The following is a 13,982-nucleotide window of genomic DNA, read 5'->3' as shown; positions in this document are numbered from 1 at the left end:
GGAGCCTCGGGACCAGCAAGACCCGGTACCAGCCAACGCCCGGCAAACAGCCGGACAGACCAGACGAGGAAAACACCACCGTGCAACTCGAAGCGCACGCCCCGTCCGTACCGCCTTCCGAAACGATCCCCCCGCCCGGCCTCACGGAGGACTCCCCCTTGACCCCCCTCACCGCGCTGACCGCGCTCGACGACGCCATCGAGAACCTCGGCGTGCCCGTCCCCTGCCGTTCCTACGACCCGGAGGTCTTCTTCGCCGAGTCGCCGGCCGACGTCGAGTACGCCAAGTCCCTCTGCCGGACCTGCCCGCTGATGGAGGCCTGCCTGGCAGGCGCCAAGGAGCGGCGTGAGCCGTGGGGTGTCTGGGGTGGGGAGCTCTTCGTCCAGGGTGTCGTCGTCGCCCGCAAGCGGCCCCGTGGTCGCCCGCGCAAGAACCCGGTCACGGCATGAACACCGTCGGCACCATCGACCGCCCCCTCACGCACGATCCCCAGAAGCAGGCCCCGATGACCTCTTCCACCAGCGAGCCGTCCGGCTCCGCCACTCCAGACGTCACCACCATCGGCGCGAACGCCTCGCGCCAGAACAGGAACCGTGAGATGCAACTCATCCCAGAAGCGCTCGCTCGTGCCCATATGCACGAGCGTCTGCGGGAGGCCGACGCGGAGCGCCAGGGTGCGCGCCTCGTCGCCGCTCGGCGGATGCAGCGGCGCGCCGAGCGCGCGTCGATGCGTGCCCGCCGTGCTCTGGCCATGGCCGTCATGCACTGACCGACGGCCGGTCAGCCGATGACATCACTGCCCTTCTGCGGGGGCCGGTCCGAAGCGACCGGCCCCCGCGGTGCGTTGCCCTGCCGTACGCCGTGCGCGGAGGTATCGTCTCCAGGTGGACCAGCAGACTCATCACCCAGCCCGACCGGGTGCCGAGAACGTCGTGTGTTCCCGGTGCGGCGCCGTCGCCGAAGGCACGCCACCGACCTGGACCTGCTCCGTTGAGAACGGCCGCCGCCACTACTTCTGTGAGGAATGCGCCCGGGAGAACATCCGGGCCATCGAGGGGCGTCTCGACTCCTCCTGGTGGTGACGGTATCCGGCTCGCCCCCCCTGCACCGGGGACACCCCGGGGGAGGGCGCAATCGCCGTCTCCCACGGGCGGGGACCGCCGCGCGTGCGTCGGCGGGACCACCGCCCACCCCTCGGGACGGGGTGTCGCCGGGGGCCCTCACGCCACCTGCGGCCGGAGCTGTGGCCGACCGGCGGCGGCGCTACCCACTGTGCGGGGATTCCCCGGTCGCGGGCCACCTCCCTCGCAGGAGGGCAGGGACACCCCGGCAACCACCCGACCCGGCTGCCAGGGGCCCTCGCCATTCGTCCGGCGGCAAGGACCGTTTCCTCGTCGAGCACGCAGTTCGCCGGCCCTGTGAGGTCGCTCACGCGCGGGGTCGCCCCGGTCCGCGGACAGTGCCTCGCACCAGGACGGCGCCCCCGGCTCGGGGCAATTCCCGCCTGCCGGGGCGTCCGGCGCGTCGGCCGGGACCCGCTTCCGTCTCGGAGGCGGTGCGCGGACGCTCAGGTTCGTGCGGCCACGCCGTCCGTCTCCGGTTCCTGCTGCACCCCCTCGACCGGAACTACGGGAGCCCCTTGCGCGTCCGGATCCACGAGTGCCTGCGCGACGGGAAGGAACCCCGGCACCCATGACTCCAGCTCGTCACGTAGCCGCACCGTCGCGTTCAACTGGCACAGCACCCCGATGGTGCTCAGCGTCACACGGTGGATGAGGAGGTACGAGGGGGGCAGATTGAGCTGCTTGCCCAACTGGTGTGCGGGGGAGCGGGGATCGGCGATGCGCGCCGCCTGGTCCCGCATCCACGATCGGGTGAAGGTGAACTCGTCCACCTCCGCCGGCTCGATGATCGGTAGGAGATACTCCAGCACTGCGTCCGGGGCGAGCTCGATCGACTCCTTGACGAAGCCCTCCTCACACAGCAGTTCGTAGACCGAGTCCGCTTCACCTTCGAGGGTCATCCGCAGCGACGCGCCGATGGTTGCGGGGAGGCCGCCGGGAAGCCGGTCGACCGTTCCGAAATCCAAGACACCGAGCCGCCACCCACCGCACTCGTCACCATCCTCCGGTGCCGTGTCCGCCGGGAGCAGCCGGAAGTTCCCCGGGTGGGGATCCGCGTGCAGCAGCCCGGTGCGCGCGGGGCCGGAGAAGAGGAAGCGGGCCAGCAACTGCCCCGCCCTGTTCCGTTGCTCCTGGTCGCCCTCGCTGATCACCTCGGCGAGCGGTATGCCGTCGATCCACTCGGTCACCAACACCTGGTCGGAATGGTGGACGACGTCGGGCACCACCACGTCCGGGTCCTCTGCGAACTCCGCCGCGTGCGCCCGCTGGGCCTCGGCCTCGAGTGCGTAGTCCAGTTCCTCCGACACCCGATCACGGAGCTCGGTGATCAGCGGCTTGATGTCCATGCCCGGGATCAGCGGCCCCAGCAGCCGGGCAAACCTGCTCAGCTGGGTGAGGTCCGAGAGCAGCGCCTCCCCGGCCCCCGGGTACTGGACCTTCACCGCCACCCCACGTCCGTCGTGCCAGACGGCGCGGTGGACCTGACCGATCGATGCCGCCGCCGCGGGTTTGTCGTCGAACTCCAGGAAGAGGTCGTGCCAGTCCTCGCCGAGCCGCTGCGCCAGCACGTCGTGGACCGTGCGTGTCGGCATGGGAGGAGCCGCTTCCTGGAGCTTGGTGAGAGCCGCTCGATAGGGTCCGGCGATCTCTTCGGGCAAGGCCGATTCGAAGACGGACAGGGCCTGCCCGAACTTCATGGCGCCGCCTTTGAGCTCGCCGAGCACCTTGAACAGCTGCTCCGCGGTGCGCTGTTGCAGCTCGCGGGCGACGATCTCCGCGGACTTGCCGCCGATCCGCTTGCCCAGCCCCCAGGTGGCGCGGCCCGCGAAGCCCAGTGGCAGAGCGGCCAGCTTTGCGGTCCGGGTGACCGCCTTCCGGGGAAGATCAGACATGCGCCCCTCCAATTCCCAGACTGCCGTGCCGCATGTGCCTTACGGCATGGTCCCGTTGACGGCGGTTGCCCCGGCCATTGTGTCCTGCCGCGCCTCCGTCCTCGGGAAGTCCTCCCCCTCAGTCTGCCCAGCAGCCCCGCACGTGCAGTCACGATGTGCCCTGATGTGCTCGAACCGCCAGTCGAGCAGCGGGAGGGAGGCCTCCCACCGCACTCCCGTGGTCGCGGGCAACTCGCCGTCCAGGAAGGACAGCGCATGGGCCGCCGCCATGCCCGCGACGGCGGTGGCGAGCGACAGGTCGCACGGGGCTGCTCCGGCGCTCCGACGGCCGGATCGCCACTGGGCCGTCATCCGGGGCCATGCCGGGTCCCGATCGGCTCGGGCCAGCCCGAGACAGCCCGCACAAGCGGTGCCGCCCGGCAGCACCAGTGGGCCCACGACGCCCGTCGCCTCGGCGACGCCCGCGAACAGATGGGGAGTCCCGGTCGCCAACCACCCCTCCGTCGTTGACGGGTCGGGAGCGTACGCGGCGAAGCCGTCCCGCGGGGCGACGATCACGAGGGACAGAGGCGGCTCCTCCTCGGTCGGGACCCCGTCGGGCGCCCTGACCCAGCGTGACGTCCCGTCCGGGGCCGAACGCCGCACCAGCTGTCGGGCCGCCGCGTCCCTGCGCCCGCCGACCGCCCCGGACGGCAGCCCGCCAGGAGCCACGTCCCACAGCTCCACGCACCCACCGTCCATGACCTGGACGTTGCCCACCCCCGAGGCCGAGAGCACCGCCGCGATCGCCGCTCCCACCCGGCCCGCACCCCTGACCTGGATCCGCACGGAACCCCTGGCCGCCAACCGCCGCATCCCGGCTCCTGGTTCCCCGTGGACGACCGAGAGCGAGGCGAGGTCAGGGCGAAGCCTGTCGAGGGCGCGGGACCGCTGCCGCAGGGCGTGGCCCGCCGGTCCGCCGCCCTGCGCGTCGTCGACGAGGCCGGAGGCCGTCAGCCGCTGAAGCAGGGCGTCCATCCGTCCATCGGGCAGCCCCATGGCCCGTGCCTCCTCACGGAGCCGTGGCAGTCCACGCGTCCCGTCGAACAGTGACAGCAGGCTTCCCGTCGCCGTATCCACGGGCCCCACCACCACGGCGTGCGCCGCGGTCGCCCCGAACTGAACATGACGCAGATCCCGCCAGGCGCGCCGCAGCGCGGGCTTCACCACCGGATGCATTGCCGTCCCCGTTCCGCCGTGTTTCGCCGTTCTTCCGATCACGATCCTCATCGGCCACCCGCGTCGATCTTTCGGGTGGATCCTTCGCCCCCTCAGAATGCACGGGCCCGGCGGAACCCGCCGAAAGTTATCCACAGGGCTGCGCATTAGTCGTTCAAATGGTGCGAGTTGCACAGTGGATCACGCTCGAGGGCTCTCGGGGGCGGGACTTCCCGTGCTGACAGCGGGTAACGTCGGGGCGTGTCCGCCGACCCACCGCGCAGCGCCGAGAACCAGCAGCGCAGCACCCGCCGAGCCGTGCCCCGCCCGTCCGCGACGAGCGCGGTCGAAGTTCGCAGGAGCGCAAGGCGCAGGAGAACGGTCTCCGCGTACCGCGAGGGCGACCGGACCATCGTCCTCATTCCGGCGCGGATGTCCGAAGCGGAGGAGCGGCGCTGGGTGACGGTGATGCTCGACAAGCTCGCCGCACAGGAGAGCAAGCGGACCCTCGGCGACGCGGAACTGTCGGAGCGCGCACGGCGGCTGTCGGAGCAGTACCTCGGCGGACGGGCCGTACCGACATCCGTCCGCTGGGTGACCAACCAGAACACCCGCTGGGGTTCGTGCACTCCCGCAGAAGGCAGCATCCGCCTGTCGCACCGACTGCAGGGGATGCCCGAGTACGTCGTCGACTACGTCCTCGTCCACGAACTCGCCCACCTCCTCGTGCCGGGCCACGGAGCGCGCTTCTGGGCGCTGCTGGAGGCCTATCCGCGCACGGAGCGCGCCCGCGGCTACCTCGAGGGCGTGGTCGCCGCGGACCGTCTCCCCCACGCACCGGCCGTGCGCGAAGAGTGACATCCGTCCGATCCTGTACCGAATGCGTACCGGCTTGGCTCTTTGTCGTTCCCAGCCGTTAGCCTGGCGCGACGCATTCACCTTTCGTCGGGATGGGGGACGGTCGTTACGCATGGCCAGGGAATTCCAACGCGGCCACAAGGCCAAGATCAGCGATCTGACGCCGGGAACGGATCTGTACGTGGGCGTGCAAATCGCCGCACCCGGACTGACCTTCGACATCAGTTGCTTCGGCCTCGACGCCAATGAGCAGTTGTCGGACGACCGGTATTTCATCTTCTTCAACCAGCCGAAGTCTCCCGAGGAGTCCGTTCAGCTGCTGGGGGCGCAGGCCGGTGACACGGAGTCATTCCGGGTGACGCTCGACCGCATCCCGGCGCACATCCGGAAGCTGTCGTTCACCGCGACCGTCGACGGCGCCGGCCAGATGTCACAGATCGGTCCCGGGTACATCCGGATCGTCGCGGGCGGCGAAGAGGTCGTGCGGTACGCCTTCACGGGTTCGGAGTTCTCCACCGAACGCGCCGTGATGCTGGGCGATTTCTACCTCAAGGACGTATGGCGGTTCGCGGCCGTCGGCCAGGGTTTCGACGGCGGCCTCGAGGCGCTCCTGAAGAACTTCGGCGGTGAGGTCGCCGAGGAGGAGCCCGCCCCGCAGACGGCGCAGCAGGCCGCGCCCGGGTTCGCCCCTCCGGCTCAGGCGGCGCCCGCCCCGGCGTTCGGCGTCCCCGCGGGACCCGCAGCTCCCCAGGCTCCCCAGGTCCCGCGAGCTCCCCAAGCCCCACAGCCCGCACCGCCGTTCGGTGCTCCCGCCGCCCCGGCTCCGGCACCGGCTGCCGCGCCGGTCAACCCCCAGGTGCACTCGGCGCCGACGATCGCCGCCCCGTTCACGCCCACCGCCGGTGCGGTGCCCCCGCCGCCCCCGCCGGCCCCGTACGGACAGCCGCAGCAACCGCAGTTCGGCCATGTCCCGGGCCAGGCGGCCGGCCATGTCCCGGGGGCTCCAGCCCCCTACGGTCAGCATCCCGCTCCCTACGGTCAGCCGGGCGGCGTCCCCCAGGGCGGCGCAGGGCTCCAGGCGGCTCTCCAGGCGTACAAGGAGCTGCCCACCGGCCAGCGCTGGACCCCGCAGAACCAGCAGCTCATGAGGGTCGACCTCGGGATGGGAGGCACGCCCGTGCTCGCCCGCCAGGGCAGCATGGTCATGTACCAGGGCAAGGTGGACTTCAGCTACAAGGGTGCCGGATTCGCCGGCCGCATCGTCGGCAACGCCACCGGCCAGGAGATGCAGCTGATGCGTTGCACCGGGCGCGGGCAGGTCTTCCTCGCCGAGAGCGGCGCGCACCTCCACCCCATCGAGCTCCAGGGCGACGGGATCTGCGTCTCCGCGGAGAACGTCCTCGCCTTCGACGAGTCGCTGCAGCACGAGGTCCGGCGCATCGAGGGCCACGGCATCCCCGGCGGCGCACTGTTCACCATGCAGTTCCACGGCACCGGAACGGTCATCGTGAAGACGCACGGTGTTCCGGTCGTCCTGCCGGTCACGCCCACCACGTTCGCCGATTCCAACGCCGTCGTGGCCTGGTCGTCCGCGTCCCAGGTGATCCTTTCCAGCCAGGTGCGGCTGCGCCGAAACGCGTACCCGGGCCACAGCGGAGAGACCGTCAACCTGCAGTTCCGGGGAGCCCCCGGCAACTTCATCGTCGTCCAGCCGTACGAGGTCTGAGGGAGCCCGACACATGAACCAGCAACTCGCGGGCTACGCCCCGACCCCCGTGGCGGCTCGTATGGAGAACCACGGCAGCACGATGCTCAAGGTCGCCATGTCCTCCGGGCAGGACCTGTTCGCACGAGCCGGCTCGATGGTCGCCTACGAGGGCTTCATCCAGTACGAGCCCAACCCCCCGGCCGTCCGCCAGGTCGCCTCCCAGTGGATGACCGGCGAGGGCGCGCCCATCATGAGGTGCAGCGGCGACGGGCTGCTCTACCTCGCCGACTACGGCGCCGACGTCGTCGTCGTCAACCTCAACAACGACGCGATCTCGGTCAACGGCACCAACCTTCTCGCGTTCGACGCACACCTCCAGTGGGGTGTCGAACGGGTCAAGGGCCTGGCCAAGTTCGCCGGACAGGGGCTGTGGAACGTGTCGGTGGCGGGGACCGGCTGGGTCGCCCTCACCTCGCGCGGCACTCCGATCGTCGTCGACTGCGGACGCGGTGACGACGAGACGTACGTGGACCCGGACGCCCTCGTCGCCTGGTCCCCGAACCTCAAGGTGAAGGGCAAGCGCAGCTTCAAGGCCTCCTCCCTGATCGGGCGGGGCAGCGGGGAGGCGTACCAGATGGCCTTCTCCGGGCAGGGCATCGTCGTCGTACAGCCGAGCGAGGACAGTACCGACCGCCTGCGGGCCCGGGGCTGAGGGGGAGCGAGAACACACCATGCAGAGCCCGCTTTTCAACCACGCGGAACAGCAGTCCCAGGAGCGGTACGTCGTACAGAATCCGCAGCTCCTGCGGGTCTCCCTCACCGGGCACGACGACGTCCTCGCCCGCAAGGGGGCGATGGTCGCCTACCAAGGCCTGATCGACTTCGACGGTGAGTACCAGTCGAACAGCCAGCGGCGCGCCCGTGCGAACACCGGCGAGGGACTGGACCTGATGCGCTGCTCGGGACAGGGCACCGTCTACTTCGCCAATCTGGCGCAGTACATCCACGTCGTGGACGTCGACCAGGACGGCCTTACCGTGGACAGCGCCTACGTCCTGGCTCTGGACTCCACCCTGCACACCGAAGTCATCGCCGTGGACAGCCAGTACGGGATCTCCGGCTCGGGCAAGTACCAGCTCAACGTCTCCGGTCAGGGCAAGATCGCTCTGATGACCTCGGGACAGCCGCTGATGATGCAGGTCACGCCGGACAAGTACGTCAACGCGGACGCCGACGCGATCGTGGCCTGGTCGTCCTCGCTCCGGGTCCAGATGCAGGCCCAGACCCACTCGTCCGGGGTCTGGCGGCGCCGCGGCAGCACCGGGGAGGGCTGGGAGCTGAGCTTCCTCGGCCAGGGTTTCGCCCTCGTCCAGCCCAGCGAGCTCCTCCCGCCGCAGAACGCCCAGATCGGCCAGGGCGTCCGGGCGCAGTACGGCATGGGGCAGCACGGTTCCCACGCACAGAACCAGGGCAACGTCTGGAGCTGAACACGCCGGCGCGAGGGGCGGACCGCATCCGGCGGCCCTCCCCTCGTCCCGCGGGCGCCCCGCTACAACCGCGCGCGGGCGCGCTCCAGCAACCGCACCACGGAGCCGTCGGCGACCGACGCCACCTCGTCGTATCCGAACCAGCGCAGGTCCAGCGACTCGTCACTGATCGCCGCCGTGGCGTTCGACGGGGCGAGCGCCACGTACTGCACGTCGAGGTGCCAGTGGCAGGGCGCGGGAATCGAATGCCGGTCCAGCTGCACAGGACCGCCCTCCAGCAGCGTCAGACCCGGGATCCCCGACTCCTCCGTGGCCTCGCGCAGGGCCGCCGCCGCCACGCTGTCGTCACCGGGCTCGCAGTGCCCACCCATCTGCAGCCACATGCCCAGCTTCTTGTGCAGGGTGAGCAGCACCCGGTCGTGCGACGGGTCCACGACCAGGGCGCTGGCCGTCAGGTGCCCGGCCCCGCAGGCCTTCCACATCCCGTCGGGGTGGTCGGCCAGGTGGTCCAGGTAGACCTGGCGCAGCTCCTCCTGCCCCGCGTACTCCTTCAGCACGCGAGCCGCGTCGTCGTGGAGGCTCACTTGTCGGTGTCGTCCTTGCCGTCGTCCTCGTCGCCTTCGGTACGGCCCGTGGTGTCGCCCGGACCCTTGGCGGCCTCCCCGAGCATCTTGTCCAGCTCGGAGAAGTCGAGCTGTTCGCGGTGCACGAAGCCGTCCGGGTCATCGAGGTCGGAGGCGGTGGGCAGCATGTCCGGGTGCGCCCACAGGGCGTCGCGGCCGTCGAGACCGCGCGCGTCGGTGAGCGAGGCCCAGAGCCTGGAGGCGTCGCGCAGGCGTCGCGGACGCAGCTGGAGACCGATCAGCGTGGCGAACGTCTGCTCCGCGGGGCCGCCCGAAGCACGGCGGCGGCGCAGCGTCTCGCGCAGTGCGTTCGCCGACGTCAGCCTGTTCTTCGCGGCGTCGTGCACGACGGCGTCCACCCAGCCCTCGACCAGGGCGAGGGCCGTTTCGAGGCGAGCCAGGGCGGCCTTCTGCTCGGCGGTCTCCTCCGGCTGGAACATGCCCTGCTGGAGCGCTTCCTGCAACTGCTCCGGGTGGGACGGGTCGAACTGGCCGACCACGTCCTCCAGCTTGCTGGTGTCCACCTTGATGCCGCGTGCATAGCCCTCGACCGCCCCGTACAGGTGGGAACGCAGCCAGGGAACGTGGGCGAAGAGCCGCTGGTGGGCCGCCTCGCGCAGCGCCAGGTAGAGCGTGATCTCGTCTTGCGCGATTCCCAGGTCCTTGCCGAACGCGGCGATGTTGAGGGGGAGCAGCGCCGCCTTGCCCGCGGGGCCGAGCGGCAGCCCGATGTCCGTCGAGCCGACGACCTCGCCGGCCAGCACGCCGATGGCCTGCCCGATCTGCTGGCCGAACATGGCGCCGCCCATCGAGCGCATCATCCCGATCAGCGGGCCGGCCATGGCCTGCATCTCCTCGGGCAGTACGTCGCCCATGGCCAGTCCTACGCGCTCGGCGACCGGGTCGACGAGCTTCTGCCACGCAGGGAGGGTCGCCTCGACCCACTCGGCGCGGCTCCACGCCACCGCGGTGCTCGCTCCGGACGGCAGCGAGGTCGCGCCGTCCAGCCACAGGTCGGCGAGGCGCACCGACTCCTCGACCGCGGAACGCTCGGCCGGACCGACGCTCGTGTCCTTCGTGCCGTCCTGTGTGCCCTGGGAGACCGTCTGGCGGGCGATCTGCTTGGCCATGTCCCAGTTCACCGGGCCGCCCTCGTAGCTCAGCATCTGGCCGAGCTGTTGGAAGGCCGCGCCCAGGTCGGTGGGGTTCAGCGAGCCGAACATCGCGGCGAACGGATTCTCCCCGCCGCCCGGGCCGCCCGCTCCGGCGCCCGGGAACCCGAAGGGGTTGGCGGGGCCACCACCGGAACCCTGCCCACCTCCGGCGGGGTCCTTCTTCTTGCCCTCGTCGCCGTTCTCCGGCTCCTCCGGCGGAAGGCCGAATCCGAATGGGGTGTCACTCACGGGTTTCCTCGGCTCGTAGGGCCGCCGGCTTCCCGCCGGCGGCGACTGCCCGACAACACCACCAGCCTAGACATCCGGGCCCGACGAGGGCTCGGTGCTCCGCCGACTCGCGGCCTGCGGCAGGATGGACGCCACCTGGTCCGTACGCGCCTTTCACGTACGTACTGAAGACAACCGCTGGAGACGCCTGGTGAGTTCCCCAGATCCGCAGGTTCGCGCAGCGCGAAACCACTCGACCCCGGCCACGGGGCGCGGCCCCGTGGTCGCGGTGACCGGCGCCGCCTCCGGCGTCGGCGACCTGCTGACCCGACGCCTCGTCGCGTCCGATGAGATCAAGCAGGTCATCGCCGTCGACGAGCGCCGGGGCGACGTCCCCGAGGCGCACTGGCACATCCTGGACGTCCGCGATCCGGCGATCGCGGAGAAGCTGCGCGGCGCGGACGTCGTCGTCCACCTCGCGCTCGACCTGGACCTGGAGACGGATTCGGCGGCGCGCACCGCCTACAACGTGCGGGGCACGCAGACGGTGCTCACCGCGGCCGCCGCGGCGGGGGTCCACCGGGTCGTCCTGTGCACCTCGGCGATGGTCTACGGAGCGCTGCCCGACAACGACGTTCCGCTCTCCGAGGACGCGGAGCTGCGGGCCACGGCCGAGGCCACCGGGGTGGGTGACCTGCTGGAGATCGAGCGCCTCGGTCGCCGGGCGCCCCGCGCGCACCCCGGACTCAACGTCACGGTGGTGCGACCCGCGGTCCTCGTGGGCGGCGTCGACACGGCGCTGACGCGCTACTTCGAGTCGCCACGCCTGCTCGTCGTCGCCGGTTCCCGTCCGACGTGGCAGTTCTGCCACGTCGAGGACCTGGTGAGCGCTCTGGAGTACGCCGCTCTGGAGAAGGTGGACGGGGAGTTGGCGGTCGGCTGCGACGGCTGGCTCGAGCAGGAGGAGGTCGAGGCGCTCAGCGGCATCCGTCGCATGGAACTGCCGTCCGCGGTGGCGCTCGGTGCTGCGGCCAGGCTGCACCGGATCGGGCTCACCCCGTCCCCCGCCGGCGACCTGGCGTACACCATGCACCCGTGGGTGGTGAGCGTCGGACGGTTGCACGACGCCGGCTGGCGCCCGCAGTGGACGAACGAAGAGGTGCTGGGCGCGCTCCTGGAGGAGGTCGAGGGCCGCCATACGGTCGCCGGACGCCGACTGGGGCGCAAGGACGCGACCGCGGCCGCAGGCGCTGCCGGTGCGACCGTCGCCCTGCTCGGTACGGCCGCGCTGGTGCGCCGCGCCCGCAGGCGCAGGGGGCTGTAGGGCTCGCCGCCCGGCCCGGGGCGCCGAAGGCCTGCGAGGACGCGGCAAGGACCGGCCGCGGCGACCCGCGGCAGCACGTGGCGGCAAGGACCGGGCGGCACCGTCTGTAGGAGGCTCCAATACGGGACGGCCGTCCGCCGGGCGAAACCGCTATTCCGCGGTGCCGGCGCGGTGCGGCACGATGGGCGCATGGCACCCGTGAACGACCACCCCGGAGAGCAGGCGGCCGCGGACCCCGTCCGTCTGCTGGCGATCCGCGACACCCCGCTCTCCGTCGACGAGGTATTCCGCGCCGTCGGGGACGCGGCGGCCGGCGGCACGGCGCTCTTCGTGGGCACCGTGCGGAACCACGACGGTGGTGAGGACGTCGATGCGCTCGGCTATTCGTGCCACCCGACGGCCGAAGCGGAGATGCGCCGCGTCGCGGAGAAGGTGGTCGCGGAATACCCTGTGCGCGCCCTGGCCGCCGTCCACCGGGTGGGCGACCTGGAGGTCGGGGACCTGGCCGTGGTCGTCGCCGTGTCGTGCCCGCACCGCGGAGAGGCGTTCGACGCTTGTCGCAAGCTCATCGACGACCTCAAGCACGAGGTTCCCATCTGGAAGCACCAGCAGTTCTCGGACGGCACCGAGGAGTGGGTGGGCGCATGACCGCGTGAGCGCCGCTCGCGGGGTGGAGTGCGGCGCGCGGTGGTCCGGGTGCAGTCCTGTCCGCCCCGGGCCGGCGGAGTCCACTCGTGGCCGAGCGGGTGGCGGGCCGGCGTGTGCGTGGTCGAGTGCCCAACGGGTACCCGTATGGCCGGTACCCTGCCCGATTTGCGTAACCACCCCCCCGGCACCAGCGTTGAAGCGGCGGATGGTTAATCTGCTGATCGGTCAGCAGCTCACGCGGTTGCTCCAGCTCACGGGGTCGGGAGGTCGGAATGGCAGCACTTGCCTGGTTGCTGATTCCGCTCATCGCTGCCATCGGCGCGGCGATATGGGGAGGCTGGGCTTCGAGGAACCGGACCACCGGGGACGTTGCCGAGCTCGCGGGTTACGCGCGCTTCCGCGACGCGATGGAGAAGTCCCATTCCGGTTCGGACGCTGTCTGACACCACTGCCCTCCTGCCGCCCCCTCCGCCGAGCCCGGTGCCCCGGCCACCCCTCGGGACCGGCCCGGCAGGTGCACCCACGGGCGAGTCCCGTACTGTCGTTCCATGCCACGCCGCACCGCGACGATGCTCGCTTCCACTCTCGTCCTCATCGTGCTGCTCTGCGTGGGTGTGTTCCCGTTCCTGACACCCCCCTACTCCGAGATGACGCCGGGCCCGACGGTGAACACACTGGGCGACTCGGGTGGGGAGCCGGTCCTGCAGATCTCCGGTCGCAAGACCTTCCCGACCACCGGGCACCTCAACATGACCACGGTCCGGGTCACCGGAGCGAACTACCGGATGAATCTGGCCGAGGTCGTCTACGGCTGGCTGGCTCATGACAACATCGTGGTTCCGCACGAGACCCTGTACCCGGACGGCAAGACGGAAGAGCAGTCCAACCAGGAGAACGCGGAGGAGTTCAGCCAGTCCCAGGAGAGCGCCAAGGTCGCGGCCCTCCGGGAGCTGAAGATCCCGGTGAAGTCCCGAGTCGTGGTCTCGTCCGTCCGCAAGGACAGCCCGGCGCAGGGAACACTGCACGCGGGTGATGTGATCAACGCGGTGGACGGTGTGCCGGTCAAGCGACCCGACGACGTCTCCAAGGTCGTCGTCAAGCACAAGCCCGGGGAGAAGGTGACCTTCTCGATCGTGCCCGCCAAGGCGGCGGCTGCGGCCGAGAAGGCCGGCAAGGAGCCGTCGGGCGCGCAGAACGTGCAGGTCAACACCGTGAAGTCGGCGGAGGTCGACCGAACCATCGTGGGAATCACGGCCGGTACGGACCACACGTTCCCGTTCACCGTCGACATCAAGCTCGCCGACGTGGGCGGACCGAGCGCCGGGCTGATGTTCGCGCTCGGCATCGTCGACAAGCTGACCCCGTCCGATCTGACCGGGGGCAAGTTCGTCGCCGGCACCGGCACGATCGACGACCAAGGCACGGTCGGCCCCATCGGCGGCATCGAGATGAAGCTTGTGGGCGCGCGCAATGCCGGCGCGGAGTACTTCCTGACGCCCAGCGACAACTGCGCTGCCGCGGCCTCCGACACCCCGCAGGGACTCACCCTGGTCAGGGTCAAGACCATCAACGACGCGATGAAGGCACTGGAGAAGATCCGCAGCGGGAACACGGCCGGACTGCCCAGCTGTTCCAAGGGCTGATACCGGCGCGTACTGCAGGGGCGCGCCCCGGGCCGGGCGCGCCCCTTTTCGCCCGAGTGCTCCCGGGGCGTTCCGGGCCTGCGGCCTACGGGGCGG

At 70.8% G+C, this 13,982-nt stretch carries 15 protein-coding genes; 11 read left to right on the top strand and 4 right to left on the bottom strand.

Features of this window, described 5'->3' with window-relative positions; all coding sequences use genetic code 11:
* Window positions 1-80 precede the first annotated feature (80 nt).
* The 3 genes from ACFXOM_RS00720 to ACFXOM_RS00710 all read left to right on the top strand — a co-directional run bounded on the left by ACFXOM_RS00720 (window position 81) and on the right by ACFXOM_RS00710 (window position 1,082).
* Complete coding sequence (locus ACFXOM_RS00720) at window positions 81-449, top strand: WhiB family transcriptional regulator (protein WP_067028796.1); 369 nt, start codon at window positions 81-83, stop codon at window positions 447-449.
* Window positions 446-769: a hypothetical protein gene (locus ACFXOM_RS00715; RefSeq protein WP_384931856.1), complete on the top strand. Its 324-nt coding sequence runs from the start codon at window positions 446-448 to the stop codon at window positions 767-769. The genes ACFXOM_RS00720 and ACFXOM_RS00715 overlap by 4 nt, the downstream gene beginning before the upstream one ends.
* A gap of 115 nt (window positions 770-884) precedes the next feature.
* Window positions 885-1,082, top strand: a complete 198-nt coding sequence (locus tag ACFXOM_RS00710; RefSeq protein ID WP_384931855.1) for a hypothetical protein — start codon at window positions 885-887, stop codon at window positions 1,080-1,082.
* 485 nt (window positions 1,083-1,567) lie between these two features.
* On the opposite strand, the gene ACFXOM_RS00705 is transcribed toward ACFXOM_RS00710, so the two are convergent.
* Window positions 1,568-3,016 (bottom strand): ABC1 kinase family protein, encoded by a 1,449-nt coding sequence (locus ACFXOM_RS00705; protein ID WP_384931853.1) that lies wholly within the window; start codon window positions 3,014-3,016, stop codon window positions 1,568-1,570.
* A 39-nt stretch (window positions 3,017-3,055) separates the two neighbouring features.
* Complete coding sequence (locus ACFXOM_RS00700; protein WP_385036667.1) at window positions 3,056-4,234, bottom strand: ThiF family adenylyltransferase; 1,179 nt, start codon at window positions 4,232-4,234, stop codon at window positions 3,056-3,058.
* Window positions 4,235-4,474: 240 nt separating this feature from the next.
* On the opposite strand from ACFXOM_RS00700, the gene ACFXOM_RS00695 reads away from it, so the two are divergent.
* The 4 genes from ACFXOM_RS00695 (at window position 4,475) to ACFXOM_RS00680 (ending at window position 8,266) form a co-directional block, all read left to right on the top strand.
* Window positions 4,475-5,071, top strand: coding sequence for a M48 family metallopeptidase (locus ACFXOM_RS00695; RefSeq protein WP_384931848.1), 597 nt, complete (start codon window positions 4,475-4,477; stop codon window positions 5,069-5,071).
* Window positions 5,072-5,183: 112 nt separating this feature from the next.
* Window positions 5,184-6,797: a TerD family protein gene (locus ACFXOM_RS00690; RefSeq protein ID WP_385036665.1), complete on the top strand. Its 1,614-nt coding sequence runs from the start codon at window positions 5,184-5,186 to the stop codon at window positions 6,795-6,797.
* A gap of 13 nt (window positions 6,798-6,810) precedes the next feature.
* Entirely contained in the window at window positions 6,811-7,491 is a 681-nt protein-coding gene (locus ACFXOM_RS00685) for an AIM24 family protein (protein ID WP_384931842.1), read from the top strand.
* Window positions 7,492-7,510: 19 nt separating this feature from the next.
* A complete protein-coding gene (locus ACFXOM_RS00680; protein WP_384931839.1) occupies window positions 7,511-8,266 on the top strand; it encodes an AIM24 family protein in 756 nt (251 codons plus the stop codon).
* A gap of 62 nt (window positions 8,267-8,328) precedes the next feature.
* Here the strand turns inward: ACFXOM_RS00680 and ACFXOM_RS00675 are convergent, their stop codons facing one another.
* Together ACFXOM_RS00675 and ACFXOM_RS00670 are read right to left on the bottom strand one after the other, a co-directional pair.
* A complete protein-coding gene (locus tag ACFXOM_RS00675; RefSeq protein ID WP_384931836.1) occupies window positions 8,329-8,850 on the bottom strand; it encodes an NUDIX hydrolase in 522 nt (173 codons plus the stop codon).
* Window positions 8,847-10,292 carry a zinc-dependent metalloprotease gene (locus ACFXOM_RS00670; RefSeq protein WP_384931833.1) on the bottom strand — a complete coding sequence of 482 codons (1,446 nt, stop codon included), beginning with the start codon at window positions 10,290-10,292 and terminating at the stop codon, window positions 8,847-8,849. The genes ACFXOM_RS00675 and ACFXOM_RS00670 overlap by 4 nt, the downstream gene beginning before the upstream one ends.
* A gap of 190 nt (window positions 10,293-10,482) precedes the next feature.
* Here ACFXOM_RS00670 and ACFXOM_RS00665 point away from each other — a divergent pair, with 190 nt between their 5' ends.
* The 4 genes from ACFXOM_RS00665 to ACFXOM_RS00650 all read left to right on the top strand — a co-directional run bounded on the left by ACFXOM_RS00665 (window position 10,483) and on the right by ACFXOM_RS00650 (window position 13,886).
* Window positions 10,483-11,595 (top strand): SDR family oxidoreductase, encoded by a 1,113-nt coding sequence (locus ACFXOM_RS00665; RefSeq protein ID WP_384931830.1) that lies wholly within the window; start codon window positions 10,483-10,485, stop codon window positions 11,593-11,595.
* A gap of 189 nt (window positions 11,596-11,784) precedes the next feature.
* Window positions 11,785-12,243, top strand: a complete 459-nt coding sequence (locus ACFXOM_RS00660; RefSeq protein ID WP_384931828.1) for a molybdenum cofactor biosynthesis protein MoaE — start codon at window positions 11,785-11,787, stop codon at window positions 12,241-12,243.
* Between the two features lie 272 nt (window positions 12,244-12,515).
* Complete coding sequence (locus ACFXOM_RS00655; RefSeq protein ID WP_384931825.1) at window positions 12,516-12,686, top strand: hypothetical protein; 171 nt, start codon at window positions 12,516-12,518, stop codon at window positions 12,684-12,686.
* 105 nt (window positions 12,687-12,791) lie between these two features.
* Window positions 12,792-13,886: a PDZ domain-containing protein gene (locus tag ACFXOM_RS00650; RefSeq protein WP_385036663.1), complete on the top strand. Its 1,095-nt coding sequence runs from the start codon at window positions 12,792-12,794 to the stop codon at window positions 13,884-13,886.
* Window positions 13,887-13,982: the final 96 nt, after the last annotated feature.

The sequence above is a fragment of the Streptomyces sp. NPDC059169 genome (assembly GCF_042755225.1).
Lineage (GTDB): Bacteria > Actinomycetota > Actinomycetes > Streptomycetales > Streptomycetaceae > Streptomyces.
This window is presented reverse-complemented; position numbering and strand designations above follow the sequence as displayed.

What these genes read in the sequence shown, in the direction of transcription:
- ACFXOM_RS00680 (WP_384931839.1), top strand. Translation starts at nt 7,511, where the DNA reads ATGCAGAGCCCGCTTTTCAACCACGCGGAACAGCAGTCCCAGGAGCGG.
- ACFXOM_RS00655 (WP_384931825.1), top strand. Translation starts at nt 12,516, where the DNA reads ATGGCAGCACTTGCCTGGTTGCTGATTCCGCTCATCGCTGCCATCGGC.
- ACFXOM_RS00700 (WP_385036667.1), bottom strand. Translation starts at nt 4,234, where the DNA reads ATGCATCCGGTGGTGAAGCCCGCGCTGCGGCGCGCCTGGCGGGATCTG.
- ACFXOM_RS00715 (WP_384931856.1), top strand. Translation starts at nt 446, where the DNA reads ATGAACACCGTCGGCACCATCGACCGCCCCCTCACGCACGATCCCCAG.
- ACFXOM_RS00705 (WP_384931853.1), bottom strand. Translation starts at nt 3,016, where the DNA reads ATGTCTGATCTTCCCCGGAAGGCGGTCACCCGGACCGCAAAGCTGGCC.
- ACFXOM_RS00660 (WP_384931828.1), top strand. Translation starts at nt 11,785, where the DNA reads ATGGCACCCGTGAACGACCACCCCGGAGAGCAGGCGGCCGCGGACCCC.
- ACFXOM_RS00650 (WP_385036663.1), top strand. Translation starts at nt 12,792, where the DNA reads ATGCCACGCCGCACCGCGACGATGCTCGCTTCCACTCTCGTCCTCATC.
- ACFXOM_RS00690 (WP_385036665.1), top strand. Translation starts at nt 5,184, where the DNA reads ATGGCCAGGGAATTCCAACGCGGCCACAAGGCCAAGATCAGCGATCTG.
- ACFXOM_RS00685 (WP_384931842.1), top strand. Translation starts at nt 6,811, where the DNA reads ATGAACCAGCAACTCGCGGGCTACGCCCCGACCCCCGTGGCGGCTCGT.